This is a genomic window from Streptomyces sp. MMS24-W38, assembly GCF_059889265.1.
Genome location: NZ_JCBCPP010000001.1, coordinates 693,741 through 718,511 on the forward strand (window position 1 = coordinate 693,741; position 24,771 = coordinate 718,511).

Here is a 24,771-nt window from a genome sequence, read left to right on the forward strand (position 1 = left end):
CAGCGGGTCGGGGAGGGCGGGGCTCCGCCGCTCACGTCGGGGACGGCGGTCAGCCGAGCAGCGTGCCGCCGCTCGCGTCGACGAACGAGCCGGTGACCCAGCGGGCGTCGTCGGAGACCAGGAAGGCGATGACGTCGGCGACATCCTCGGGTTCGCCCACCCGGTTGAAGGTGGACAGCCCCGCCATGGCCGTGACGGCTTCCGGGATGTCGAAGACCGGATTGCTGTTGCGGGTGATGCCGGGCGCGACGGAGTTGATGGTGATGTTGCGCGGGCCGAGCAGTTTGGCGAAGTGCAGGGCGAGCATCTCGACGGCGCCCTTGCTCATCGCGTAGGCGATCTCGTCCGGATTGGAGAAGCGCGTGAGGCCGGAGGAGATGTTCACAATCCGGCCGCCGTCCGGAATGCTGGTCAGGGCCCGCTGGATGATGAAGAACGGCGCCTTCGCGTTGACCGCGAAGATACGGTCGAACTGCTCCGGAGTCGTGTCCTCGGCCGCGACCCCGCCCATCACCCCGGCGTTGTTGACCAGGATGTTCAGCTCCGTGGAGCCGGTGCGCTCCTTGAGGCCCTCTTCGAGCCCGAGGAAGAGTTCGTGGACGCCGCCGGCCGCGCCCAGCTCGGCCTGGACGGCGAAGCCGCGTCCGCCGTCCTTCTCGATGCGCTCCACGACCTCGGTCGCCGCGTCCGCGCCGGTCGCGTAGTGGACGGCGACGAGCGCCCCTTCCCGCGCCAGCCGTTCGGCGGTGGCCCGCCCCATGCCCCGGCTCGCGCCGGTGACCAGTGCCGTCTTTCCGGTGAGCTTGCCCATGTTCTCTCTCCTGCCGATGTGTGAGCCGATGTACGGGCCCGTGGGTGATGGGTGTCGTTCGGTGGGCCTGGTCTTCGAGGTGACCCGGGAGGTTCGCGCGATCCGGGTGTCCCGCGCGAACCACGTGGCGAGCGCCGCTTCGAGGCCCGCGGCCGACGTGCCGGCCCAGGCGACGTACCCGTCCGGCCGGACCAGGACGGCATCCACACCGTCCAGCGGCGACCCGGCCGGATCGTCCACCGGCCGGAACGCCGTCACGACGTCCACGCTCCGGTCGAACGGCCCGGCGGCCCCCGTGAGCAGTAGCCGCCGCTCCTCCTCGTCCGCCGTCACCAGCAGCACTCCGCGCGCGCCTCGCAGCAGGTCCGTCGTACGCACGGACGAGCCGTCCGTCTCGGGACCGCCGCTGTCAGGGCCGCCGGCCTCGACGCCGTACGCCGACGAACCCGCCGCGCCGCCCCGGAGCACCGCACGGCACCGGGACGGGCGGAGTTCCAGCGAGACCGGCGGCAACCTCCGGCCCGCCAGTGCGTGCGGCCCGCCGCCCGGACGGCCCGCATCCGCGGGCGTACCGCCGTACCGGATGTCCAGACCGCTGACCATCCCCGCCAACCGGGCCCGCACCGCCTCGTACGGGAGCAGTTCGCCGATCACCTGTCGCAGCCCCGTGACCTCCGGTCCGCCGAGCAGCAACCGGGCCTGCGCGCGAATGTTGGAGAGGACCTGGCGGCCCACCTCGTGGCGCTCCTCGTGGTACGAGTCCAGCAGCCGGTCCGGGCCCCGGCCACCGGCCACCGCCGCCAGCTTCCAGCCCAGGTTGACCGCGTCCTGGAGGCCCAGGTTGAGGGCCTGGCCGCCGATCGGCATCTGGGCGTGGGCGGCGTCGCCGGCAAGCAGCACCCGGCCGTGCCGGTAGCGCTCGGCCTGTCGGGAGACATCGCCGAACGCGTTGACCCACAAAGGAGTTCCGGCCGAGAGGTCCTCGCCGGTGACGTTGTGCCAGGCGTCCACGATGTCGGCGAAGGACGCCTGTGCGGCGCGTGGTGTCCGGCCGAACTCGTGGACCATCACGCGGGTGACGCCGTCGGCCCGGCGGGCCGCGATCGCCAGTCCGCGCGGCAGCCGTTCGAAGCGGCGGCCGCGGATGTCGATGCCGTCGATGTCGGCACGGATCAGCTCGCGTCGGGCGTCGGTGCCGGGGAAGGCGATGGCGGCGAGGCGGCGCACGGTGGACTCCTCGCCGTCACACCCGACGACGTACGGGGCCGTGACCCGTACCGGAGCACCACCAGGCCCCGCCGCCTCGACCACGACCCGGTCCGGGTGCTGCTCCAGACCGGTGACCCGGTGGCCGCGCCGCACCTCGGCGCCGAGCCGTACGGCCCAGGCGCCGAGGACCTCTTCGGTGCGGGTCTGCGGGACCTTCCACTGGCCCGGGTACGGGCCGGGCAGCCGCAGGTCCATCGGAAGGCCGCCGAAGTGGCCCATGGGCTCGTCCGGCGGGGTGCCGATCTCGTCCAGCAGCCCTCGCTGGTCGAGGATCTCCATGGTGCGGGCGTGCAGGGTGGAGGCGCGGGACTCGGTCGTCGGTGCGTCCAGCCGGTCCAGCACGACCACGTCCGCGCCGCCGAGCCGCAGCTCCCCGGCGAGCATCAGCCCGACGGGGCCCGCGCCCACGACGACGACATCCCTGTCCATGGCCGTTTCCACGACGACATCCGTGGTGACGGGGGCCCGCACGGCGTCAGCGCCGGGCTTCGGCGTAGTCCTTGGCGTGGCCGAGAGTCGCGCGGCTGTTGGTGCTGAGCGCCGACCGCACGTACTCCTTCGCCTGTGCCACGTCCGCCTCCGGCCCGAGGATCTTCCCGATGTTCTCGGCGCGGATGACCACGGTGTGCTGCGAGGTGGCGGCGACCCCGGTGTCGGTCTCCCGGAAGGTCCAGAGGCCGGTGTGCAGGTTCATCAGGGCCGGCAGGGTGGTCTGCTTGTACGCGATCCTCTCGCCGTTCAGGCAGACCCGGTACGACTTCGTGGTGTGCACGGAGCCGTCCTTGGCGCGGGTGTCCATCTCCAGGGTCTGGAGGCCCGGGCTGTCCTCGGTGAGCCGGACGACCGCCACGTGTGGCAGCCGCTCCGACCAGAGCCCGGCCTCGTTGATGAAGTCGTAGACGTCCTTGGCGGCGCCCTCGATCTCGATGGTGTCCTCGAAGGAGAAGGTCAACTCCTCTGAGGCGGTGGCCAGTTCAACGCTGACCTTCAACGCGGCCAGCTCGGAGCGCGAGTTGCGGTCGACGGCCTCCTCGATCCAGGCGAGCCCGGCCGGGTCGTCGTCGACGGCGGTGTAGTCGTGCTGGAGCCGGATGCGGGACTCAGTGGCCGAGAGCGGCTCGATGATCCAGGTGCCGCCCATCGTCGCGACGGGCGGGGTCGAGACCTGCTGGCGGAAGGTGATCCGCATCGCCTCGCGGTCCAGGAAGCGGCGCGACGTCCAGTTCTTCGCCTCGCCGTTGGCCGTGGCCCAGATCTGGATCAGCTCCTCGTCGTCGGAGCGCTCGACGTGGTCGACGTAGATGGTGGGCGGGAAGATCCGCGGCCAGTTCTCCACCTCGGCGATCAGCCGGTACACCTCCGCGGCCGGGGCCGAGACCGTGATCTCGTGCTCCACCTCGCGTGGTTGGGAGTCGGACATGCTCTTCATCTCCTCGGGTCGTCAGCTCAGGAAGCGGGCACGGCTCAGAAGTTGCCGAGGCCGCCGCAGACGTTGAGGGCCTGCGCGGTGATGGAGGCCGCCGTGTCGGAGGCGAGGTAGCCCACCAGGCCGGCCACCTCCTCGGGGGTGGAGTAGCGGCCGAGCGGGATCTTCGCGGTGAACTTCTGCATGATCGCGTCCTCGGAGGTGTCGTACGCCGCCGCGTAGCCGGCCCGTACGCGCTGGGCCATCGGCGTCTCGACGTACCCGGGGCAGACCGCGTTCACGGTGATTCCGGTCGGCGCCAGCTCGTTGCCGAGGGCCTTGGTGAAACCGACGACGCCGTGCTTGGAGGCGGAGTAGGGCGCTCCGAGCACCACACCCTGCTTCCCTGCCGTGGAGGCGATGTTGATGATCCGGCCGCGGTCCTTGTTGCGCATGCCGCCGGTGTTCAGTACTGCGCGGGTGAGGCGGAAGACGCTGGTGAGGTTGGTCTCCATGACGTCGTTCCACAGCTCGTCGTCGAGGTCGGCCGTGACCCCGCCGCCGCTTCGGCCCGCGTTGTTGACGAGGACGTCGACCGTGCCGAACCGCTCGACGGCCGCCTGGACGAAGGCGTCGACGGAGTCCGGGGAGCGCACGTCGAGCACCGTGCCGTCGGCCTCCAGTCCCTCTTCGCGCAGGGTCTTGATCGTGGCGGCGACGTTCTCGGCGTCACGGGCGCCGATGAAGACGCGGTGCCCCTGCGTGGCCAGCAGCCGGGCCACCGCCAGGCCGATACCGCTGGTGGCGCCGGAGATGAGGGCGACGGGTCGGTCGTTTCCGGGCATGACTGCTCCTTCAGAGGTACGAGGGGTACGGGAGTGGCTCGCGGGTTACGAGATGCGGGTGCCGAAGAGGTGGTGGGAGGCGACACTCAGGCGGGCGCCACCTGGCCGAGGTGCTCGTTGACGGCCTCGACCATGCGGCGTGGCGTGCGCACCTCGCTGACCACCGAGTCGTCGAGCGTGATGCCGTACTCGCGCTCGATCCGGCCGCACGTCTCCAGGAGCGCCAGCGACTCGTAGCCCAGCTCCTCGAAGTCCATGTCGAGGATGTCGCCGTCGAAGTCGACGCTCTCGTCGGCACCGGCTCCTTCGCGCAGGATGCGCTTGAGGTTCTCCAGGGTGAAGGTCTGGGTGTCCATGTCTTCTTCCGTCCTTCTCTCTCAACTGCGGGGAGGTGAACTACAACGCGCTGGCGACGACCGCCGAGTTGAAGCCGCCGTGGCCCCGGGCGAGCACCAGGGCGTTGCGGACCGGGAGCACCCGGGGCTGCCCGGTGACCAGGTCCAGATCGTGGCCGGGGTCCGGTTCGACGTTGACGGTGGCCGGGACGAGGCCCTCCCGCATGGCGAGGAAGGCGGTCGCGACGTCGAGGGGCGCGGCACCCGAGTAGAGGCGCCCGGTCATCGTCTTTGGCGCGGTGACCGGCACTCCGCGCGGCCCGAAGACGGCGTTCAGCGCCTGTGCCTCGGCCCGGTCCAGCTCCGGGACCGCCGCCGCGTCGGCGAACACCACGTCGATGTCGCCTGGCTCCAGCTCGGCGTCGGCCAGCGCGAGTTCGATGGCCTTGCGGAGACCCGGCGGGCGGCCGCCGCCCGGTGCGGGGTCGAAGGTGGAGCCGTATCCGGCGATGTGTCCGTAGACCGCGGCACCGCGCTCCGCGGCAGCCGCCTCGTCCTCCATGACGAGGATGGCGCCGCCTTCTCCGGGCACATGCCCGGCAGCGGCCGTGTCGAACGGGACGTACGCGGTGCCCGGGTCGTCGCCGGTGGCCAGCCGGCCGCCGGCGAGCTGCGCGACCCAGCCCCACGGGCAGATCGAGGCGTCCACCGAACCGGAGACGACCAGCCTGGTGCCCTTGCGGATCTGTCGGCGGGCCTGGGCCAGTGCGTCGAGGCCGCCGGCCTGGTCCGACACGACGACGCCGCTGGGGCCCTTCATGCCGTTGCGGATCGAGATCTGGCCGCTGTTGACCGCGTAGAACCAGGCGAAGGACTGGTACGCGGAGACGTATTGGCTGCCTTCGCTCCACAGCTTCTGCAGCTCGCCCTGGCCGAACTCGAAGCCGCCGGAGGAGCTGGCGGTGACCACGCCCATGGAGTACGCGGGCAGTTCGGCCGGCACAACCCCGGCGTCCGCGAGCGCCCAGTCGGTGGCGACGAGAGCGAGGCGGGTCATGTGGTCGGTCTGGGCCATCAGCCGGCTCGGCAGATGCTCGGACGCGGTGAACCCGGGCACCTCACCGGCCAGCCGCGCCGGATACTGCGAGGGGTCGAAGCGGGTGATCCGGCCGATGCCGCTCTTGCCGGCCCGGGTCGCGGCCCAGTAGGCGTCGTTCCCGAGCCCGTTGGGAGCGGTGACGCCTATCCCCGTCACCACCGCGCGCGGAGTGGTCGCGCTCATGCCACTCTCCTCTCCGGCCGGGCGAGCACCATGGCGCTCTGGAAGCCGCCGAAGCCGCTGCCGACGGTCAGGACCGTGTCCGTACGGTGCTCACGCGCCGTCAGGGGCACATAGTCCAGGTCGCATTCGGGGTCCGGCGTGTGCAGGTTGGCCGTCGGAGGCACCACGTTGTGCTCCATGGCGAGGACCGACGCGGCGATCTCGATCGAGCCGATCGCGCCCAGCGAGTGCCCGACCATCGACTTGATGGACGAGACCGGTGTGCGGTACGCGTGGTCGCCGAGGCTCTTCTTCAGCGCGGCGGTCTCATGGCGGTCGTTCTGCTTGGTGCCGGAGCCGTGCGCGTTGACGTAGTCGATGGACTCGGCGTTCAGCCGGGCCTCGTGCAGCGCGATGGTGATCGCCTCGGCCATCTCGGCCCCGTCCGCGCGCAGCCCCGTCATGTGGAAGGCGTTGCAGCGCGAGGCGTACCCGGCGATCTCCGCGTAGATGTGCGCCCCGCGCCTGCGTGCGCTCTCCAGCTCCTCCAGGACGAAGACCGCCGACCCCTCGCCCAGCACGAACCCGTTCCGGGTGCCGTCGAAGGGCCGGGAGGCGTGCTCGGCGTCGTCGTTGCGGGGCGTAGTGGCCTTGATGGCGTCGAAGCAGGCCAGCGTGATCGGCGAGATCGGCGCGTCCGTCGCTCCGGCCACCATCACATCGGCGGAGCCCTCGCGGATCAGCTCCACCGCGTGGCCCACCGCGTCGATGCCCGAGGTGCAGCCGGTCGATACGACGGTGGCGGCGCCCTCCGCCCCGACCGCCCAGGCGACCTCGGCGGCGAACGAGCTGGGCACCAGGTAGTTGTAGAGGTGCGGGACCGCGTAAGTGTGGTCCACGTGTGAGAGCCGGCCGCCGTCGCTGACCACTCGGTACTCCTCGTCCAGGCCCATCGTCGCGCCGACCGCGCTGCCGATGGTGACGCCCGTGCGGTACGGGTCCAGCGCGGTCAGGTCCAGGCCGCTGTCGGCGACCGCCTCCCGCGTCGTGACGACTGCCAGCTGCGCGGCCCGGTCCATCCGGCGGATCTCCTGCGGGCTCAGCCCGTGCGCCTCCGGATCGAAGTCGATCTCGGCCGCGACCCGGGAGCGGAACGCGGAGGGGTCGAAGAAGGTGATGCCGCGGGTCGCGGTGCGGCCCTCGCTCAGCAGGCTCCAGAAGCTCTTGGCTCCGATGCCGTCTGGGGCGGTGACGCCGACCCCGGTGATGACGACGCGTCTGGCGCTCATCCCCGTGCCTCCCAGTCGTAGAAGCGGGTGGCGAGGGCGTCGGCCGGGGACCGCCAGGTCGCCGGGTCGTACGCCTCGATGAACGGCTTGAGGTCGTCACTGATCCGCTGGAAGCGCGGATCGGTCTTGGCCGCCTCGATCAGCTCGCCGCCGTTGTCGGTGTCGAAGTCCTGGAGGTGGAAGTAGAGGTTCCGGTAGGAGAAGAGCTGGCGGCGGCGGGTGCCCATCAGATGCGGCATCTCGGTTTTGTCGAAGTCACGGAAGAGCCGGGCGACCTCCTCGCTGGAGCCGGGGTTCATCCGGGCCACGATCAACGTGCTGTGCATGGGGTCTCCGTAAGGTGTCGGGCGGCCGGGAAGGGCCGTGGACGGTTCAGCGCGCCGGGCCGAACCAGCGGTCCAGTGCCATCGGCAGATCGGCGAAGCTGCCCGGCGCGGCCCACGCCACATGGCCGTCGGGGCGCAGCAGCAGAGCGCTGGTGTTGCCCAGGCAGCCGGCGGTGGGGCCGGGGACGGTGGCGGTGAAGAGGTCGACGCGGTCGGTCCAGGGAGCGGCGCGGCGGCGCAGCTCGGCGTTGTCCTGAAGGTCCAGCAGCACGCCGCGGCCCGCGCGCAGCGCCTCGGTGCTCGACGCCGGCTGACCGGCCCCTTCGAGCGGCACGTGCGGCAGCCGCAGGCCGAGCAACGGGTGTGAGCCGCCGTCGAGTTCGTAGTGGATGTCCAGGCCGCCGACCATGGCCGCGAAGTGCTTGCTGACCTCGGGATAGCGGATCAGCTCGTGCAGGACGTCGCGCAGCGGCTGCACCTCCGCACCGCTGAGGAACAGCAGCCCCTGGGCCTGGGTGTTCATGAGCAGCCGCTTACCGACCGGGTGGCGCTCGGCGTGGTAGGTGTCCAGCAGCGACTCCGGGGCCCGGCCCCGGACCACCGCGGCCAGCTTCCAGCCGAGGTTCACCGAGTCCTGGATGCTGGTGTTCATGCCCTGGCCGCCGGCCGGCAGGTGGATGTGCGCGGAGTCGCCGGAGAGGAAGATCCGGCCGCGCCGGTACTCGGTGGCGTGCCGGGTGGCGTCGCCGAACGAGGAGACCCAGACCGGCTCGGCGTGCGAGATGTCGTCGCCGGTGAGCCGCTGCCAGGCGTCCGCGACCTCCTGCCAGCTCGGCGGCGTCTCACGGCGCTGCGGCGGAGTGCCGCGCTCGCAGACGATCAGGCGCGTCGTGCCGCCGGGCAGCGGGCCGACCATCACCATGCCGTCGGACAGGGTCTCGCCGATCATGCGCGGTTCGAGGGTGATGCCCTTGACGTCGGCGAGGAACATCTCCATGGTCGCGGCGGTGCCGGGGAAGTCGAACCCGGCCGCCTTGCGCACGGTGGACCGGCCGCCGTCGCAGCCGACCAGGTAGTCGGCGCGCAGGGTGTGGACACCCGACGGACCGCGCACCTCGACCTCGACACAGTCCTCCTTGTCGGTGACGGAGAGGAGTTCGTGGCTGCGCCGGATGTCGGCGCCGAGCTGCGTGGCCCACTCCTCCAGCACCGTCTCGGTGGCGGACTGCGGGATCGTCTTGGCCGCCTGGTGCGCGCCCTTCAGGACCCCGAAGTCGACGGGCAGACCGCCGAAGTGGCCCACGTTGCTCAGCTCGATCTCGCCGAAGCGGGAGAGCAGGCCGCGCTGGTCGAAGATCTCCATGGTCCGGGCGGTGAAGCCCAGACCGCGGGACTCACCGGTGCGCGCCGCCAGCTTCTCCAGCACGATGACATCGGCGCCCGCGAGGCGCAGTTCACCGGCCAGCATCATGCCGGCCGGTCCCGCGCCCGCGACGATCACTTGTGCGTCCATCGGTCCTCCTCGTGAAATCCCGCCGATGGGCGGGGGACGGGTCCTGAGGTGCGCATGCAGGGGTGTCCGGTTCACCTGCGGAAGCGGGCCAGCCCCCGGTTCGCCGCATGGGCGGCCGCCGCGTGACGGGGATCGGGGGCGAGCTCCTGATGGCGTACGGCCACCTCGGCCAGCTTGATGGCGTGCTCGTCACCGATGGCGGCGGCGGTGGCGAAGACCTCCGCGAGGTCCGGGACCTCTTCGTGGTCGGCGGAGGTCTGTGGAGCGGGTACGGAGAACCAGCCGAGCATCGAGGCGCTGACGTCCCGCGCGACCATGTACGAGGCGTGGCGCTGGTCGGCCGGCAGGTGCTCGACGACCAGGCGGACCGCCGCCGGGCCGGTGATGGAGTGGATCAGTGGGACCGGGTGGCGCTGCGGCACGGAGGCGTAGACGCCTGAGTACTCGGCCACCAGCCCGTCGAGCGCGGCGGCCGCCCCTTCTCCGTCGCCCGTACGCGGGTCCGCGTCGCCCGGCCGGATGCCGTGCGCGTGGCTCGCGTACCGCGCGGCCCAGTAACCCAGGCCCTGGGCAAGCTCGTTGCGGAGCAGCCGGTCGTCCTCGCCCCGGACCGCCCGGGAGATGGCCCGGACCGCGTGGGCCGTCCGGATGACCCCGTGGGTGAGGACGCCTGACATGCCGGGCAGCAGCCGCGGCCACCACCGGGCCAGCACCTCCGGCCAGGGCGCGAGGCCCAGCTCACGCTCGAAGAGCGCGGTCCAGTCGGCCACCCGGCTGAACTCGCCGAGCGCGGACCGCCAGTCGTCAGCATCCGCCGCGTCGATCGTCCACCGGGCCTCGGGGACGTCGTGGTACGTGTGCGTACGGAGGTTGTGGTCGACCCAGCGCGGTACGTCGTCCGCGTATCCCATGTACGCCAACGCCTCGGCCGCCATCGGCGCGTGGTTGACGAACCGGGGGCCGTGTTCGAAGCCGACTCCGCGCAGCCGCTCCAGCGCTCCGCTCACGGCATCGGTGTAGGTCAGTGGAGCCACGGGGCCATCAGTCCTTGATGTCGCAGATGGTGGCGCCCGTGCTCACGGTGGACCCGGTGGCGAGCAGCCCCTTGACGGTGCCGGAGCGGTGGGCGTTGAGGGGCTGTTCCATCTTCATGGCCTCCAGGACGACGATCAGGTCGCCTTCCTCGACCCGCTGGCCCTCCTCGACGGCCGCCTTGACGACGGTGCCCTGCATCGGGGAGGCGAGCGTGTCGCCGGAGACCGCTGTCGTGCGTGTTCCTCCGCCGCGCGGGCGGGACCTGGCGGGGCCGGCCGGTGCGGGAGCCGTCCGGGCCGGCGCGAGGAAGGACGGGAGGACCACTTCGAGGCGCTGCCTGCCGACTTCGACGACGACCCGTTCCCGAATGGACTCCGCGTCGATGCCGGGTCCTTCGGCGGACGGGACGAACGGCTCGATGGTGTTGGCGAAACCGGTCTCGATCCAGCGGGTGTGGACGGTGAAGGGGTCGGTGGTGAAGGCGGGGTCGGTGACGACGGCGCGGTGGAAGGGGATCGCGGTGGCCATGCCTTCGACGGTGAATTCGGCGAGTGCGCGGGCGGCTCGCTGGAGGGCCTGTTCGCGGGTGGCGCCGGTGATGATGAGCTTGGCCAGGAGGGAGTCCCAGGCCGGGCCGATCACGCTGCCGGATTCGACGCCGGCGTCGAGGCGGACACCGGGCCCGGTCGGCGGTGTGAACGTGGTGACGGTGCCGGGTGCGGGGAGGAAGCCGCGGCCGGGGTCCTCGCCGTTGATGCGGAACTCGAAGGAGTGCCCGCGCACGGCCGGGTCGCCGTAACCGAGTTCCTCACCGTCGGCGATGCGGAACATCTCGCGTACGAGGTCGATACCGGTGACCTCCTCGGTGACCGGGTGTTCCACCTGGAGGCGGGTGTTGACCTCCAGGAACGAGATCGTGCCGTCCAGGCCGACGAGGAACTCCACGGTGCCTGCGCCGACATAGCCGGCTTCCCTGAGGATCGCCTTGGATGCCGCGTACAGCTCCTCGTTCTGCGCGGGGGTCAGGAAGGGGGCCGGCGCCTCCTCCACCAGCTTCTGGTGGCGGCGCTGCAGCGAGCAGTCACGGGTGGAGACGACCACCACGTTGCCGTGGGTGTCGGCCAGGCACTGGGTCTCCACGTGACGCGGCTTGTCGAGGTAGCGCTCCACGAAGCACTCCCCGCGCCCGAACGCGGCGACGGCTTCGCGGACGGCGGAGTCGTACAGCTCCGGGATCTCCTCCAGCGTGCGGGCGACCTTCAGCCCGCGCCCGCCACCACCGAATGCCGCCTTGATCGCGATCGGCAGGCCGTTCTTCTCGGCGAACGCCACGACCTCCGCGGACCCGGACACCGGGTCCGGCGTACCGGCCACCAGCGGCGCACCCGCGCGCTGCGCGATGTGCCGGGCCGCGACCTTGTCACCGAGGTCCCGGATCGCGTGCGGCGGCGGGCCGATCCACGTCAGCCCGGCGTCCAGGACGGCCTGCGCGAACTCGGCGTTCTCCGACAGGAACCCGTAACCGGGATGGATCGCGTCGGCTCCGCAGTCCGCTGCGGCCTGGAGCACCTTGGCCATGTCCAGATAACTGGCGGCCGGGGTGTCACCACCCAGCGCGAACGCCTCGTCGGCGGCCCGGACATGCAACGCGTCCCGGTCTGGATCGGCGTAGACCGCCACGCTCGCGATCCCCGCGTCCCGGCACGCCCGGGCGACGCGGACAGCGATTTCGCCACGGTTGGCGATGAGCACCTTGCGCATGTCAGCCGGCCCTGGCCGGACTCGCCGCCGGGTGCTTCGGCCCGGCCTGGCCGAAGCGCCCGTCCGTGGACTCCAGCGGCCCGAGCGTCCCGTCGAAGAAGATCAGCGGTTCCCGGGTGCTTCCCGGCGCGGCCAGCTCCAGCACCTCGCCGACGACGATGTCGTGGTCGCCGCCGGGATGCACGGCCACCGTGGAGCAGGTCAGATACGCCAGGGCCTCAGTGAGGACTGGCGGTCCGTCCGGGGCGAAGTGGTGCGGGACGCCGTGGAACCCCTCCGGGCGGCGGGCCGCGAAGGCGCGGGCCAGCTCCTGCTGGCTGCCTGCGAGGAAGTTGACGGCGAAGGTCCCGTGTCGGCCGATCACCGCGTGCATCCGCGATTCCTTGTGCAGGCAGAAAAGAACCAGCGACGGGTCGAGCGAGACCGACGTGAAGGAATTCACCGTCGTGCCTTCGGCCTGACCTTCGGTTCCGGCGGTGATGACCGTCACCCCGGTCGCGAAAAGGCCGCAGACACGGCGGAATTCCTTCGGCGCTATCGGCTGTTTCACTTGACTGTGGGTCAGTGAGCGCGCTGCGGACATGTGCGATCCCTTTCCTGAAGGCTGCCGGTCTCGGAGCGTGCGCGCGTACCTAGAGGAGCTTGCGTACCTTGGACCCGGCCTTGACGATGCCGAGCAGGAATTCCCGGCCGACGCTGTTCATCTCCGGCGGCGCCTGGACCGATGCCCAGTAGAGGAATCGGGCCATGGTGGTGGTGGACGGATAGATGAACCGCTTGTTCTCGTCCTTCCAGCCGAAGACCGGATTGACGATCGGCGAATCGTCGAGAAGCTTGAAGATGATGTCGGCCGCCTCGTCACCGGACAGAGCCCCGGCCTCGTACTTCTCGCAGGTCTCCGAGGTGGTTTCGAGCAGGATCTTGAACTTGTCGCTCTGCGGCCACCACAGTCCGGGGTAGTCGTTCTGCTCCAGCTCCCGGAAGTGGCGCTGGTCCTTGTCCCGGAAGTGCTTCAGCCGGGCCCGGGTCAGCCGCATCGTGCCTGGAGTGATGAACGAGCCCCACACGCGGAAGACCGCGTTCCAGAGGCGGAAGTGCGAGAAGGCGATGAACGAGCTGTTGACGATCTCGTCGTTGTACTGGAGCAGGCCCTGTTCCAGGCGCTCGACGTACTCGAAGCGCTCGGCGGAGAAGTCGCCGTCCTTGAACGCCTCCAGCAGCCGGGAGGTCAACGCATCGACCACTTCGAGCGTGTTGGACAGGCCCCGGGAGAACAGTGGGTCCAGGAAGCCGGCGGCGTGCGACAGCAGGCACCAGCGGTCGCCGATGGTCTGCTTGGAGGAGTACTGGAGCCGGTCCGTCGAGACCCACTCCCTGACCTTGCTGGCACCGACGAACTGCCGCTTGACCGCCGGGTACTTGTCGAGGAAGAGCTCGAACTCCTGCTCAGGGGAAAGGTCCTTGGGCTTGGGGTAGGTGCGCTCGTCCATGGTCAGGCCGACGCTGCACAGCGGGTTGCGCGAGTCCTTGTGGTTGTCGAACGGGATGATCCAGAACCAGCCGCGCTCGATGAGGTGGTGCATCGTCCCGGTGTGCCAGTCGGCCGGCGGCCGCAGCTCCTTGGGGTGGCCACTGACGTCGTCGAACCGCTTCACGCCCACGTAGTGCGTGAACATGGAGCGGGAGTGGTGCTTGAACCGGGCCGGCTGGTCGCGCAGGTCGAACTTCTGCGCGAGCGGCGAGCGGAACCCGGAGGCGTCCACCACGTACTTCGCGCGGAACGACTCGGGCTCCGCGCCCGGGGCTCCACTGCGTCCGGTGACCGTGACGCCGTCCTCGTCGAAGTCGACGTCGCTGGCACGCCAGCTCTGCTTGCCCACACAGCCGTACTTCACGGCGACGTGGAACATGAAGGAGTCGCTGTCCTGCCGGAACATGTGGCTGTTCTGGTGGAAAATCTTGGGCAGTGCCAGCTGGGTCGCCTCGCGCGGGTCGGGCTCCTTGCCGACCTCGTGCTTCATGAAGCCGAAGTGGGCCTTGGTCCCGAAGGTCGGTGCGATGTCCCGGGTGCTCTGCCGCACGCTGGCCAGGCTCTTGAGTTCCGGGAGGTCGTGGCGCTCGGCGAGAATGTGAATCCATTCGACGAGCTGCGGGGTCATCGACTCACCGATCGCGAAACGCGGATGCGTGGTGGCATCGACGAGAAGAACTCTCGCTCCGTGCTTCGCGAGAATTGCTCCGGTCACCGATCCGGCGATACCGGACCCCAGGATGATGACGTCGTACGTCGCTTCCTGAGGTATGCCGTCCGCCCCTTTGGGCCTTTCGTTCGTCTGCGCGACCACGGGCCGTCTCCTTCGTCAGGTGAGGTGCGTTCCGGTGCGAAAAAAGGGCACAAAAAACGGGCCCTTCTGGTGACCTCGAATGGCCTTTGGAAGGAGCCCGTAAAACGGCACGACTGAACCGCTGAAGAAAGCGTGACAGGAAAGGCGCGGGCGGTCAACCCCCCGCTGGAAAAAGACAGGTTGAAGACGGGTCTTCGAGGTCAGCCACGCCTTCCGGCCGCTTCGACGACACCGGGGTGGGCCGGTTCGAGGAGCTGCACGAGCAGGGCCCGCAGCTCGTCCTCGCCACCGGGTCCGAGCAGCGCCGCCACGTCCGCGGCGAGCAGGTCGACGGCCTCGGCGACCGCCTTGAGCTGGGTGTGCCCGAGCTCGGTGAGCTCCAGGGCGTGGCGGCGCCGGTCGTGCGGGTCGCGGCCGCGGTGGACCATCCCGCCGTCGACGAGTTCGTCCACCAGCTGGGAGGTCGCGGACCCGGTGATGGCCAGCTCCTGGGCGAGCCGCTGCTGCGGACAGGGGCCGGAGGCGGCGAGGATGGAGAGCGGCCCGTAGTGGCGGACCCGCAGTCCTGTCCCGGCCAGCTTCTCGTCGCCGAGCCGGCGCAGGCGGTGGTGGGCCTGTTCGACGAGGTGTTCGGTGCCCTGCACGAGGTCCTGGGTGCCCTGCGGGAGGAGCCGCGCGAGCAGGGTGTTGAGGCGGATGACCTGTTCGGGGCTGAGAGCGGCGGTGAGCCGCGCGTCCCGCTCGGCGACCGCGCGGCGGCCCACCTCGACGGCGGAGCGGCCCTCGTCGGTGAGAGAGAGGATGTACTGGCGGCGGTTGTCCGGGTTACGGGTGCGGAGCACCTGTCGCCGGCCCTCCAGGCGGTCGATGACACCGACCATGATGGTGCGGTTGATGCCGAGCCGCTCGGCCAGGTCGAGCTGGGAGACCCAGTCGCCGCCGGTCAGCGCGTCCAGGACGAGGAAGTCCCGGGAGTCGTCGTCCGGGCCGTCGGCGAAGGTGGTGAACTGCGCGAAGACCCGGCGCAGGAGGTAGCCGATGAAGCCGGTGAGCGCCTCGGGCAGGACACCGGCGACTTCGGCCGTGGCCTCCGTCTCCGAAATGACCCCTCGCGTTGCACCGGGCTCGCCTCGCACGATCGTCATCTCCCCTTCGGAACCGGTAACCGAGTATACGGCGGACGGGCCCCGGTGGACCGGGCCCGGATCACCGGACCACAGCCCGCCGGGGCCTGCCGTACGCCGTGGCGCGGGAACGCGCACCGCAGGACGCGCCTGACCCCGCCCGGAGGGGGGAGGCCCGGGCGGGGCGGAGGAGAACCGGCGGCGGCCCGCCCCAGCGGGCCGCCGCCGGTCCGTCAGTGGGGCTGCGGCTGTGCTTGCGGTGCCGTGGCCTTGATGGTGCTCAGGGTCACGATCAGTGCGAGCAGATAGATGCCGCCGCCGATGAGGAGCCCGTAGGAGTAGCCGGTGGTGAGCGCTTCGGACCGGTCGCCGGGCAGCCTGTTCTCGGTGATGACGGAGGCGGTGGCGGCGAGGATGGCGAGGCCGACCGCTCCACCGATCTGCTGGCTGGTGTTGATGAGGCCGGCCGCGATCCCGGTGTCCTCCGGGGAGACTCCGCGGACGCTGATGATGGTGACGGTGACGAAGACCAGGCCGAGGCCGAACCCGCAGACCAGCTGGGCGGGCAGGAGGACGGCGAAGGCGTTCTGGCCGGGCTCCAGGAAGCTGAGCCAGACCATGCCGGCGATGCCGATGACCAGTCCGGTGGAGATGACCGAGCGCTCGGGCACCTTGGCCAGCAGCTGCGGTCCGACGCCACCGGCCGCGAAGCCGATCCCGATGGCGAACGGGAGGTAGGCGAGGCCGGTGATCATCGGCTCGTAGCCCTTGACGATCTGCATGTAGAGGGTCAGGAAGTAGAAGGTGGCGAACATGCCTGCACCGACCAGGAACATGACCGCGTTGGCTCCGGCGCGGCTCTTGTCCGCGAGGACGGCGCCCGGCACCATCGGCGCCCGGCTGGAGCGCTGGATGAGGATGAACGCGGCGATCAGCACGACCGCGACGGCCAGGGCGATCAGGGTGGTGCCGTCGCCGAGGCCCTTCTCGCCGGCCCGGTTGATGCCGTAGACGAGGGAGCCGAACCCGAAGGTGGCCGCCAGCGCGCCGGGCACGTCGACCTTGCCGCGGTCCCGCTCGCCCTCCTTCAGGACACCGGTGCCGATGAGCACCGCGACGGCGATCGGGATGTTGATGTACATGACCCAGCGCCAGCTGAGGTATTCGGTCAGCGCACCGCCGAGCAGCAGGCCGACCACGGACCCGAGCCCGCCCATCGCCCCGTAGACGCCGAGCGCCTTGTTGCGCGCCGGGCCCGCCGGAAAGGTGGAGGCCAGCAGGGAGAGTGCGGTGGGTGCCGCGATCGCCGCGCCGACGCCCTGGAGGACCCGGGCGACGATCAGCACCTCGCCGCTGCCCGCGAGGCCGCCGAGCAGCGAGGCGAGGGTGAAGATCACGAGTCCGGTACGGAACACCCGGCGGCGTCCGAAGAGGTCGCCGGCCCGGCCGCCGGCCAGCAGCAGGCCACCGAAGGCCAGGGCGTAGGCGCTGATGACCCAGCCGAGGTTGGCGTCGGAGAGGCCGAGCGCGCTCTGCATGCTCGGCAGGGCGACGGCCACGATCGTGTTGTCGAGGACCAGCATGAGCTGGGCGGCCGCGATGACCGCGAGTGCGAGGCCGAGCTTTTCCCCGGGCGGGGCCGGCGCGGCGGCGCCCGAGGGTGCGACGGGGCCCGGTGGAGCGGCTTCGGTTCTGTCCTGCGTAGACATGAACGTCTCCAGAGGTGGTTCGGGGAGGTGGATCCGGCCGCTCCCGCCCCCCGGGTGCGGGAGGGATCCGGGGCGGGGACGGGGTTCAGCGTCCTGCGACGTCCGTGACGGCCCAGATGTTCAGTTCCTCGTAGGCGGCACGCCACTCGGTCTCGTAGGCGGCGCGCAGGGGTGACGGCAGCTTGCCGAGGATCGTGGCGACCCGGGCGGCGTCGATGTCGTCCAGGAGCCACGGGAGGTAGCGGTTGGCGTCGCTTCCGATGCGGTCCTTCTGCTCGGCGCTGAACACCGCCCACTGCTCCGGGCTCATGGTCAGGTCCATGAGTGCGAGCGCCTCCCGCTCCTCGTGGTCGAGGTGGGCGCGGAGGTCGGTGCAGAGCGTGTCGACGAGGCCGCCGAGACGTTCGGCGCCCGAGTCTCGGTCGGCCAGCGCCGCGTCGATGTCGGCCAGCAGCGGTTCGATGACCGCGTGTTCGGCCTCCATCGCGTCGAGCAGCGCCATCTCGGAGCCGGCGTCACGGTCGGCCAGCGCCTTGTACATCACCGGCCACACGGTGCGGTCCTCGGAGGTGTGGTGGGCGGTGAGGAACTTCTTGAACAGCTCCCAGCCGACCGCGGTGCTCAGCACGTGCCGCGGGTCCTCGTCCACCCGGGAGGTGATCCGTGCGATGCGCTCCAGTTCACGGCGGAGCGCGTCGTGGATGGCGAACATCATCGTCATGTCGAGGTTCTTGAAGTCGCCCATGCTCTCTTCTCTCTCCTGCACGTGTCCGGCTCGGAACGACAGTATCGTCAACTTACCTAACTATCAAGTTGGGAATCATCAGGGACCCGAGCACTTTACGGAGCCGGACGTCCTCCCCCGGCGCGGGCACCCACGGTGCCCTGCATGCCGTCCGGCTGCCGGGCCCCGTCCACCGGCTCGTCGGCGGTCCTCTCCTCCACCTCCAGCTCCTCCTCCGGCATCCCCTTGCGAATCCGGTTGAGCGCCGGCGAGGTCGCCGCGGTGGTGATCAGCGCCATCAGGATGAGGATCGTGAACAGGTCCTGGCCGATCACGCCGAGGCCGAGCCCGATGTTCAGCACGATCAGCTCGGTCAGCCCGCGGCAGTTCATCAGCGCGCCGATCGACATCGCGTCCCGCCAGGACTGGCCGGAGAGCCGGGCCGCCCCGGTCCCACCGCCCCACTTCGCCGCCACGGCCACCGCCAGGACCGCACCGGCCCAGAGCCACTGCACCGGGTCCGCGGCCAGCAGGCCGACATCCGCCCGCAGACCGGTGGTGACGAAGAACAGCGGAAGCAGTACGGGCGTGGCGAAGGCCCGCAGCCGGGCCGTCTGGTACTCGATGACCCGGCTGCCGCGCGGCGTCACCGCACCGAAGACGAAGGCCCCGAACAGGGCGTGCACGCCGATCAGGTCCGTGGCCAGGGCACTCAGGCACAGACCGCTGAAGAGCAGGACCAGGACCGAGCTGTCGGTGAAGGTCCGCTCGGCACGGGTGGCCAGTCGGGCCAGCACCGGACGCACCACCGCGACCATGAAGAAGGCGAAGACGACGGCGAACAGAGCGGTGGTGACCGCCTCCATCGGCGAGCCGGCCGCCGACACGGCGACCACCGCCGCGAGCAGGCACCAGGCGGTCACGTCGTCGAAGGCCGCGCAGGCCAGCGCCAGCACGCCCACCCGCGTCCGGTACATGCCCCGGTCCGCCAGAATCCGGGCCATCACCGGGAAGGCGGTGATGCTCATGGCCACCGCGATGAACAGGACGAACGGCAGCCGCTCCGCGCCCTCGGGCGCGAAGGAGTCGTACATCCCGAGGGCCAGGAGCGCGCCGAGGCCCAGCGGCAGAGCGACGCTCACCATGGAGACCAGCGCCGCCGTCTTGGTCTGCGCGCGGAGCGAGCTGATCTGGAGCTCGTGTCCGACGAGGAACATGAAGATGAGCAGCCCCAGGTTGCCGAGCAGCCCCAGGTAGGGCAGGGAGGACGGCGGGAAGAGCCACGCCTGCGCGCCGGGCCACAGCCACCCCAGGAACGAGGGGCCGAGCAGCAGGCCGACGGCTATCTCGCCGACCACCGGCGGCTGGCCGACGCCGCGCACGAGGCGCGCGCCCACCTTGCAGAGCAGGATCACCGTTGGGATGGCGATCAGGAGATCGGGCAGGGGGTCGGTCGCAGCAGCCATGGCCATCGGTTCTCCAGAGGGAAGTGGGAGGTTCTCAGGCGCCGTACGGACGTACGGACTTGGCGTCGCGCAGGGCCAGCGCCCACCAGAGCAACTGGTCGAGCATGAGCTTGGCCGCGGCCTCGGCGCCCTCGGGCTCGGCCGGGAACCGGCCCTGGGCGTCGTAGTGTTCGAGGATGCGCGGGAAGAGCACCGCGTCCTTCATCCCGACCGCGTGGAACTCGGCGAAGATCTGCCGCAGATGCTCCACCGCGCGCACCCCGCCCACCAGCGACAGCCCGTAGCCGACGAAGCCGACGGGCTTGGCCTCCCACTCGGCCTGGAAGCTGTCGATGAGGGTCTTGAGCGGGCCGGGAACACTGCGGTTGTACTCCGGGACGATCAGGACGAACGCTTCGGCGGCGGCCAGCCGGGGCCGCAGCGCCACCGCCACCGGGTCCTGCGCGTCGAGGCTGCCGGGCAGCTCGTGGTCCGCCACGTCGACGGTGTCCAGGACCAGGTCCTCCCGGAGTGCGGCCACCGCGGTGAACCAGCCGGAGACGTCCGGCGCCAGCCTGCCGCCGCGCGCCGAGGCGACGACGACCGCCACCTTGACCGGCGCGGCGGGCAGCAGCGGAATTGCGGCCCGCGGGGCGGCCGGCACATCCGTGCCCTGCCCGGCCGCCGGGGAATCCACGGGTGCCCCTCAGCCCGCCGCAGCGGACCGCGCTGCGACAGGCGTGAGGGAGAGGAACTGGGTCGCGTCGACCCGGGAGAGAATCCGGCGGGTCAGCGCGGGCATCTTCGTCGAACCGTCGTCTGTGAAGACCACCGGGTCGGTCACCTTGATCCGCCGACCCCGCGTGGTGATCTCGCAGCCTCCCGCAGCCAGGACGTTCTTGACCCAGTCGGACCCCGGACCGTACGGCAGGGTGATGACGATGTCGTCGCCCCGGCGGAACAGCTTGACCGGGGTGGTGAAGGCGCGGCCGGACTTGCGGCCGCGGTGGTGGACCTTGCCGAAGCCGGGCATCCGGCTCAGGACGGGACCCACGAAGTGGTTGGCGACCGCCTTGTTGAAGCGGGCCACGCGTCGGTTGATCGGCACAACTGCCTCCTCTTTCTCCGCCGTTACGGGATGCCGTCTCGCGGCCGGAAAGAGGGGTGGGCGGCTCCGAGCGGAACCGCCCACCCCTCACCGCCGCCGCGTCAGGTCCGCTGCGGCGGACCGGCCTTGGGCGTCAGCGGGCCGACCGGCTTGCCGCCGGACTTCAGGAAGCGCTCCAGCGTGAAGTTGTCCACGATCCCCCAGCGCTCGGCGATCCTGTCGCCCTCGAAGCGGAACCAGATGATGGCCTGGTGCTGGACCTGCAGGCCGGTCGGCTGGATGCCGATGAAGGGGCCCGTGTGCTTGCCGTGCATCACCCAGCGGATCGCGGCCCGGTCGCCCTGAGAGATGAAGTCGAGGATCTCGTACTTGATCTCGCTGAACGCGGACTGCTGGATGCGGATCGTGTGCTTGAAGGCCTCCGGACCCCGCATGGAGTCGTCGTGGCTGCCGTGGTTGCGGAAGTCCTCGGTGAGATAGCGGTCGGCGGCCGTGAGGTCACCGAGGTCCAGGCCCTCGTGGAAGACCTTCTCGATGACCTCGCGCTGCTGCTCGGGCGTGAGTGTGGTGGGCATGGCAGATTCTCCTCTGAACTCGATTGACAGGTAAGGTGGTTGATGACGCAACGAGGCCTCAGTGGCGGGTGTCGAGGGCTTCCAGGGAACGCGCGTCGACCTCGGTCACCCCGCCGGGCGGCGCCCCGGCGCTCCACACGATTCGGAGCCGCAGCCGCGCGAAACGCCAGCCGTCCGCCGTCCGCCGCGCGACGCCGGTGAACCGTCCGCCGATCTGGAAGTACGCGGAGGGCTGCGGCGGTACGGGCGAGCCGAAGTGCACGTGCGAGGCGATCAGACTCCAGCTGACCGCGGCACGGTCGCCGTCCGGCTCGATCAAGGCGAGGGAGCCGTGGTGATGCGTACGGCTCCAGCGCTCCATGATCTCCCGCAGGAAACCGTCGGCCCCGGCCAGGCCCCGGTGGCTGCCCACCGGGAAGAGGAGCTCCACGTCCTCGGTGAACAGGGACGCCGCCCAGACCTCGTCGAAACCGGAGCCGCCTTCGGCGAGCCCTTCGTCCAGGCCCGCCAGATAGCGGTCGATCAGGTTGTTCAGGGCCGCGATATCGGTCAACCGCGCGACCTCGGCTGCGAGTTCACCGAGGCCGGGCTCCGGAGCCCCGGTCACGGCACCCGGTGCGCGTCGGTCTCGGCGTCCGTCGCGTAGATCACCGTGTCGTCGGGGCCGTGCACGACCGCCTTGCCCTTGCCGGTGAACTTGTCGTCGCCCTCCAGCCGGGCCTCGATGTCTATCTTGATGTAGGCGGCTCGGAACCCGGTGGGGCTGATCTGGGTGACATCGGTGTTGAAGTCCTCCCGCAGGAAGAACGTGAACGTCTCGTCGCCGGTCGGCGTCCAGGAGCCGGCGCCCGTGCTCTTCTGCGTGACGACGACGAGCGAACCGTCCTCCTGGAAGGTGACGGTGTAGTCGTCCACCTCACCGTCGTGCGTGACCGTACCCGCCCACTGTCCGGCGGGTGAACTGGGAGAAACAGACATCGACCACACTTCCTCTGTCGGCTGCGGACAAAAAAGAATCCGTGCCCGGCACGGGGCCGGACACGGATTCTGGAGAGAGCTGGGGCCGCCGTCACATCTGATCCGGCCGATCGCGGGGCGATCACGGAATCAGATCATGGAGCTGCCGGAAGAAGTGTGACACTCAATCTCCTGAACCGTCAACCCGCTTATCTTGCAAGGGTTCCATCCCCCATCCCACCCATCGGAGAACCAACATCGCAGGTCAGCGAGGCTCACGTGGTCGGTCGACAGCGCTCACCCCCGTAACGTCATGAGCCCGCGTCTGCCGTCCATCGGTCGACAGCGGCGCTCCGCGTTCCCTCAGCGCGAGCAGTTCGTCGAGGTCGTACTCGGCTCGCTGCTTCCTTCCGTAGCGGGTGATCTTGCCCCGGGAGGCCCACTTGCGGATCGTCGCCTCACTGACGCCCATGGCCAGCGCGGCCAGCTCGGTCGACACGGTTCTGCGTCTCGAGGTCGTCACTCCGACCGCCTCGCCATCTGTCCCGCCACCATCAGCCACTGGCGCGGCGGAAGGACGTGCCCGGCGTCGCACGAGACCTGGCCGGGCGCCGCGGCCGACCCGCCGGCGCCGCGCACCGCGGCCAGCAGCATGCCCGTGCACTCGGGCTCCACGCACGCCCCGAGCGGCAGCCCGCGCACCGGGGCCGGACCGAACAGGGCGCCGAGCCGCTGGAGCAGCTGGTGCACCTCCTCGTCGAACGAGGCGACCGCGGGGTGCCCGGCGATCCAGTCCATCTCCTCGCGGAGGAACGACACCAGCGATGCGACATCGCGGCCCCGCGGCCCCTTCGCCCCACGCTCCTCGACTACCAGCCGCGCCCACGAGGCCAGTACGTCCATGGTCTCCGTGCGCATCTCGACGATCCGCTCGTCGAGCACTATGCCGACGGATCTGCTCCCGCCCACCCGTTCCCGCATCCGGGCTGGACTCGGGGTCAAGGCGTGGTCGCTCTCGCGGTACAGACCGAGCAGGGTGAGCAGTTCTCCCCGCAGCCTCTCGATGCACATCCGGCAGACACTCCCGCAGAGTGCCGCACAGTCCCGGCCCATATGGCCGGTGGAAAGTATGGGGTGCTTGTGCATCTGACTCCTCGAACCTTTCCTTCAGTGTCCGTGTGTGACGGCCCCGCCCCGCCCGGGGTACCGGGCTGGGTGGGGCCGGAGAACGGGACTCGGAGCGGGCCGAGAACGCGGGCCCATGGTCGGTCGCTCCGGTCCGATGCACTGATCCGTGAAGTGGTTGCTGCAAACCGTCCGGCGAGCGGGAAAACCCGGCTCCGAACACAGAACACGCCGTCAAGACGGCAAACGAGCGCGTGCACACCCCCCAACGGCACCACGGCAGGCGGATTCGATCGTGCGCCTCCCCGGATGGAGGCCCACGTCTGCTCCGGGATCAAGGACAGATGAGACACCCACCAGGGGACGACTGGCAACCGGATCGTAGTGTCCGAAAGAGAACAGACGACTACAGGAGTGTTTCTGCTCGCGTCGGAGCGTTCCGCGCGTCCGCGGCACAGTCACCGCAGCACAACGCCCGGAATCGAAACGGAATCTGACAACCCATCGGCTGAAAGGCCGCAGCACCTGGCGCTCCGGGCAAGCGTGGCAGGTGGCTGGCACACACCACTCGGGCCGGACGGCCGGACCGGGCGTCCGCGCGCGGAAGTGGGGTGGATGCGGCGCCGCGGAGATCGACTCCGCCCGCGCGACCCGCTCGATGACTAATGCACTCCCATCCCGACGCGCAATAAGACGAAGATCACAAAGAGAATGGACCGTTACCGCGCGGTCACATGCACCCACGGCGGCCGGCCCGCCCCGACCGAGGGCGACGGCGCCGTGCTCCGCTTCGACGGCGTCGAGTCCTGTGCCCGGGTGTGGCTGAACGGCACGGACGTCGGGGAGTTCAAGGGGTCGCGGCTGCCGCACGAGTTCGCGGTCGGGCCACTGTTGAAGGCGACCGGGAACGTCCTCGCGGTCCGGGTCCACCAGTGGTCGGCCGACTCGTATCTGGAGGACCAGGACCAGTGGTGGCTGCCCGGCATCTTCCGTGACGTGACACTGCTGCACCGGCCGGCGGGCACCGTCGGCGACTTCTTCGTGCACGCCTCCTACGACCATGTCACCGGCGAGGGCACCCTGCGCGTCGATTCCGGCACCGACGGACGGGTAACCGTACCGGAGTTGGGCATCGACGTCGCGACCGGGGAACCGGTGGCGCTGCCGGTCGACCCCTGGTCGGCGGAGAGCCCCCGCCTCTACGACGGGTTGCTGGCCACCGCCGGTGGACGCGTCCCGCTGTGGGTGGGGTTCCGCACCGTCGCGCTCACGGACGGCCGGATCGAGGTCAACGGGAAGGCCCTCCTCTTCAAGGGCGTCAACCGGCACGAGTGGCACCCCGAGCGGGACCCCGCACTCGATCCGGACACCATGCGCGAGGACGTGCTGCTGCTGATGAGGCGGCACAACGTCAACGCCGTCCGCACCTCCCACTACCCGCCGCACCCGGCCTTCCTCGACCTGTGCGACGAGTACGGGCTGGGGGTCGTCGACGAGTGCGACTGCCCGGAGCTCCTTCCGGCAGGGGCGGACGGCACTCACGCCGGGCGCAGGAACGCTCGCGCCCGGTGGAAGTCGTCCGCTCCGAGGTCCGTACGGGCGAGCAGCGCTTCCAGCAGGATGCCCGTGCCCGGCTCCGTGGCACCGGCGCCCCGCGCGATGTCGACGCACCCTGGGACAAGACGGTCGAGGCCCTGCACGTCCCCCTGACGAACTGCTTCCGGGAGAGCCGGAGATGAGGCCGGAAGGGGCGTATGTGCCACGGTCACGCATCGGACGGCGGTGCCGGGTGTGAGACGGCGAAAACAG

General features: G+C 70.4%; 23 protein-coding genes and 1 pseudogene. 1 reads left to right on the forward strand and 23 read right to left on the reverse strand.

Annotated features, from left to right (window positions below; translation table 11 throughout):
- Positions 1 to 49: 49 nt before the first annotated feature.
- The 23 genes from AC6F7H_RS02140 to AC6F7H_RS02250 all read right to left on the reverse strand — a co-directional run bounded on the left by AC6F7H_RS02140 (position 50) and on the right by AC6F7H_RS02250 (position 22,908).
- Positions 50 to 2,509 carry an SDR family oxidoreductase gene (locus tag AC6F7H_RS02140; RefSeq protein ID WP_500754826.1) on the reverse strand — a complete coding sequence of 820 codons (2,460 nt, stop codon included), beginning with the start codon at positions 2,507 to 2,509 and terminating at the stop codon, positions 50 to 52.
- Between the two features lie 46 nt (positions 2,510 to 2,555).
- The gene (locus AC6F7H_RS02145; protein ID WP_500754827.1) at positions 2,556 to 3,500 is read right to left on the reverse strand and encodes an aromatase/cyclase; all 945 of its coding nucleotides are present in this window, start codon (positions 3,498 to 3,500) and stop codon (positions 2,556 to 2,558) included.
- 44 nt (positions 3,501 to 3,544) lie between these two features.
- A complete protein-coding gene (gene fabG / locus AC6F7H_RS02150) occupies positions 3,545 to 4,330 on the reverse strand; it encodes a 3-oxoacyl-ACP reductase FabG (protein ID WP_500754828.1) in 786 nt (261 codons plus the stop codon).
- Positions 4,331 to 4,416: 86 nt separating this feature from the next.
- Positions 4,417 to 4,686, reverse strand: coding sequence for an acyl carrier protein (locus AC6F7H_RS02155; RefSeq protein WP_500754829.1), 270 nt, complete (start codon positions 4,684 to 4,686; stop codon positions 4,417 to 4,419).
- Between the two features lie 40 nt (positions 4,687 to 4,726).
- A complete protein-coding gene (locus AC6F7H_RS02160) occupies positions 4,727 to 5,947 on the reverse strand; it encodes a ketosynthase chain-length factor (RefSeq protein WP_500754830.1) in 1,221 nt (406 codons plus the stop codon).
- Positions 5,944 to 7,215, reverse strand: coding sequence for a beta-ketoacyl-[acyl-carrier-protein] synthase family protein (locus tag AC6F7H_RS02165; RefSeq protein WP_500754832.1), 1,272 nt, complete (start codon positions 7,213 to 7,215; stop codon positions 5,944 to 5,946). The genes AC6F7H_RS02160 and AC6F7H_RS02165 overlap by 4 nt, the downstream gene beginning before the upstream one ends.
- Complete coding sequence (locus AC6F7H_RS02170) at positions 7,212 to 7,541, reverse strand: TcmI family type II polyketide cyclase (RefSeq protein ID WP_500754833.1); 330 nt, start codon at positions 7,539 to 7,541, stop codon at positions 7,212 to 7,214. Before AC6F7H_RS02170 ends, AC6F7H_RS02165 begins: the two co-directional genes overlap by 4 nt.
- Before the next feature lie 46 nt (positions 7,542 to 7,587).
- Positions 7,588 to 9,054, reverse strand: coding sequence for an FAD-dependent monooxygenase (locus tag AC6F7H_RS02175; protein ID WP_500754835.1), 1,467 nt, complete (start codon positions 9,052 to 9,054; stop codon positions 7,588 to 7,590).
- A gap of 71 nt (positions 9,055 to 9,125) precedes the next feature.
- Complete coding sequence (locus tag AC6F7H_RS02180) at positions 9,126 to 10,088, reverse strand: hypothetical protein (RefSeq protein WP_500754836.1); 963 nt, start codon at positions 10,086 to 10,088, stop codon at positions 9,126 to 9,128.
- 7 nt (positions 10,089 to 10,095) lie between these two features.
- A complete protein-coding gene (locus tag AC6F7H_RS02185) occupies positions 10,096 to 11,850 on the reverse strand; it encodes an acetyl/propionyl/methylcrotonyl-CoA carboxylase subunit alpha (protein WP_500754838.1) in 1,755 nt (584 codons plus the stop codon).
- 1 nt (position 11,851) lies between these two features.
- Positions 11,852 to 12,433, reverse strand: a complete 582-nt coding sequence (locus AC6F7H_RS02190; protein ID WP_452986373.1) for a flavin reductase family protein — start codon at positions 12,431 to 12,433, stop codon at positions 11,852 to 11,854.
- A 49-nt stretch (positions 12,434 to 12,482) separates the two neighbouring features.
- A complete protein-coding gene (locus AC6F7H_RS02195; protein WP_500754840.1) occupies positions 12,483 to 14,195 on the reverse strand; it encodes an NAD(P)/FAD-dependent oxidoreductase in 1,713 nt (570 codons plus the stop codon).
- A 200-nt stretch (positions 14,196 to 14,395) separates the two neighbouring features.
- The gene (locus AC6F7H_RS02200) at positions 14,396 to 15,340 is read right to left on the reverse strand and encodes a MarR family winged helix-turn-helix transcriptional regulator (RefSeq protein ID WP_500754842.1); all 945 of its coding nucleotides are present in this window, start codon (positions 15,338 to 15,340) and stop codon (positions 14,396 to 14,398) included.
- Positions 15,341 to 15,552: 212 nt separating this feature from the next.
- A complete protein-coding gene (locus AC6F7H_RS02205; RefSeq protein ID WP_500754843.1) occupies positions 15,553 to 17,028 on the reverse strand; it encodes an MFS transporter in 1,476 nt (491 codons plus the stop codon).
- 85 nt (positions 17,029 to 17,113) lie between these two features.
- A complete protein-coding gene (locus AC6F7H_RS02210; protein WP_500754844.1) occupies positions 17,114 to 17,773 on the reverse strand; it encodes a hemerythrin domain-containing protein in 660 nt (219 codons plus the stop codon).
- Between the two features lie 95 nt (positions 17,774 to 17,868).
- Complete coding sequence (locus AC6F7H_RS02215; protein WP_500754845.1) at positions 17,869 to 19,218, reverse strand: cation:proton antiporter; 1,350 nt, start codon at positions 19,216 to 19,218, stop codon at positions 17,869 to 17,871.
- Between the two features lie 34 nt (positions 19,219 to 19,252).
- On the reverse strand, positions 19,253 to 19,837 hold the full coding sequence (locus AC6F7H_RS02220; RefSeq protein ID WP_500761626.1) for an NADPH-dependent FMN reductase: 585 nt from the start codon (positions 19,835 to 19,837) through the stop codon (positions 19,253 to 19,255).
- 66 nt (positions 19,838 to 19,903) lie between these two features.
- Positions 19,904 to 20,305 (reverse strand): nitroreductase family deazaflavin-dependent oxidoreductase, encoded by a 402-nt coding sequence (locus tag AC6F7H_RS02225; protein ID WP_500754847.1) that lies wholly within the window; start codon positions 20,303 to 20,305, stop codon positions 19,904 to 19,906.
- A gap of 101 nt (positions 20,306 to 20,406) precedes the next feature.
- Positions 20,407 to 20,880, reverse strand: a complete 474-nt coding sequence (locus AC6F7H_RS02230) for an ester cyclase (protein ID WP_500754848.1) — start codon at positions 20,878 to 20,880, stop codon at positions 20,407 to 20,409.
- Between the two features lie 58 nt (positions 20,881 to 20,938).
- Entirely contained in the window at positions 20,939 to 21,487 is a 549-nt protein-coding gene (locus AC6F7H_RS02235; RefSeq protein ID WP_500754850.1) for a nuclear transport factor 2 family protein, read from the reverse strand.
- On the reverse strand, positions 21,484 to 21,858 hold the full coding sequence (locus AC6F7H_RS02240) for a dehydrogenase (protein ID WP_500754851.1): 375 nt from the start codon (positions 21,856 to 21,858) through the stop codon (positions 21,484 to 21,486). Before AC6F7H_RS02240 ends, AC6F7H_RS02235 begins: the two co-directional genes overlap by 4 nt.
- Before the next feature lie 244 nt (positions 21,859 to 22,102).
- Positions 22,103 to 22,336, reverse strand: a complete 234-nt coding sequence (locus tag AC6F7H_RS02245; RefSeq protein ID WP_500754852.1) for a helix-turn-helix domain-containing protein — start codon at positions 22,334 to 22,336, stop codon at positions 22,103 to 22,105.
- A gap of 20 nt (positions 22,337 to 22,356) precedes the next feature.
- On the reverse strand, positions 22,357 to 22,908 hold the full coding sequence (locus AC6F7H_RS02250) for an OvmZ protein (RefSeq protein WP_500754853.1): 552 nt from the start codon (positions 22,906 to 22,908) through the stop codon (positions 22,357 to 22,359).
- 822 nt (positions 22,909 to 23,730) lie between these two features.
- Here AC6F7H_RS02250 and AC6F7H_RS02255 point away from each other — a divergent pair.
- Positions 23,731 to 24,465, forward strand: a pseudogene (locus AC6F7H_RS02255) (glycoside hydrolase family 2 protein); the annotation flags it as partial.
- Positions 24,466 to 24,771: the final 306 nt, after the last annotated feature.

What these genes read in the sequence shown, in the direction of transcription:
- AC6F7H_RS02140 (WP_500754826.1), bottom strand. Translation starts at nt 2,509, where the DNA reads ATGGACAGGGATGTCGTCGTCGTGGGCGCGGGCCCCGTCGGGCTGATG.
- AC6F7H_RS02145 (WP_500754827.1), bottom strand. Translation starts at nt 3,500, where the DNA reads ATGTCCGACTCCCAACCACGCGAGGTGGAGCACGAGATCACGGTCTCG.
- fabG (WP_500754828.1), bottom strand. Translation starts at nt 4,330, where the DNA reads ATGCCCGGAAACGACCGACCCGTCGCCCTCATCTCCGGCGCCACCAGC.
- AC6F7H_RS02155 (WP_500754829.1), bottom strand. Translation starts at nt 4,686, where the DNA reads ATGGACACCCAGACCTTCACCCTGGAGAACCTCAAGCGCATCCTGCGC.
- AC6F7H_RS02160 (WP_500754830.1), bottom strand. Translation starts at nt 5,947, where the DNA reads ATGAGCGCGACCACTCCGCGCGCGGTGGTGACGGGGATAGGCGTCACC.
- AC6F7H_RS02165 (WP_500754832.1), bottom strand. Translation starts at nt 7,215, where the DNA reads ATGAGCGCCAGACGCGTCGTCATCACCGGGGTCGGCGTCACCGCCCCA.
- AC6F7H_RS02170 (WP_500754833.1), bottom strand. Translation starts at nt 7,541, where the DNA reads ATGCACAGCACGTTGATCGTGGCCCGGATGAACCCCGGCTCCAGCGAG.
- AC6F7H_RS02175 (WP_500754835.1), bottom strand. Translation starts at nt 9,054, where the DNA reads ATGGACGCACAAGTGATCGTCGCGGGCGCGGGACCGGCCGGCATGATG.
- AC6F7H_RS02185 (WP_500754838.1), bottom strand. Translation starts at nt 11,850, where the DNA reads ATGCGCAAGGTGCTCATCGCCAACCGTGGCGAAATCGCTGTCCGCGTC.
- AC6F7H_RS02190 (WP_452986373.1), bottom strand. Translation starts at nt 12,433, where the DNA reads ATGTCCGCAGCGCGCTCACTGACCCACAGTCAAGTGAAACAGCCGATA.
- AC6F7H_RS02200 (WP_500754842.1), bottom strand. Translation starts at nt 15,340, where the DNA reads ATGACGATCGTGCGAGGCGAGCCCGGTGCAACGCGAGGGGTCATTTCG.
- AC6F7H_RS02205 (WP_500754843.1), bottom strand. Translation starts at nt 17,028, where the DNA reads ATGTCTACGCAGGACAGAACCGAAGCCGCTCCACCGGGCCCCGTCGCA.
- AC6F7H_RS02210 (WP_500754844.1), bottom strand. Translation starts at nt 17,773, where the DNA reads ATGGGCGACTTCAAGAACCTCGACATGACGATGATGTTCGCCATCCAC.
- AC6F7H_RS02215 (WP_500754845.1), bottom strand. Translation starts at nt 19,218, where the DNA reads ATGGCTGCTGCGACCGACCCCCTGCCCGATCTCCTGATCGCCATCCCA.
- AC6F7H_RS02230 (WP_500754848.1), bottom strand. Translation starts at nt 20,880, where the DNA reads ATGCCCACCACACTCACGCCCGAGCAGCAGCGCGAGGTCATCGAGAAG.
- AC6F7H_RS02240 (WP_500754851.1), bottom strand. Translation starts at nt 21,858, where the DNA reads ATGTCTGTTTCTCCCAGTTCACCCGCCGGACAGTGGGCGGGTACGGTC.
- AC6F7H_RS02250 (WP_500754853.1), bottom strand. Translation starts at nt 22,908, where the DNA reads ATGTGCATCGAGAGGCTGCGGGGAGAACTGCTCACCCTGCTCGGTCTG.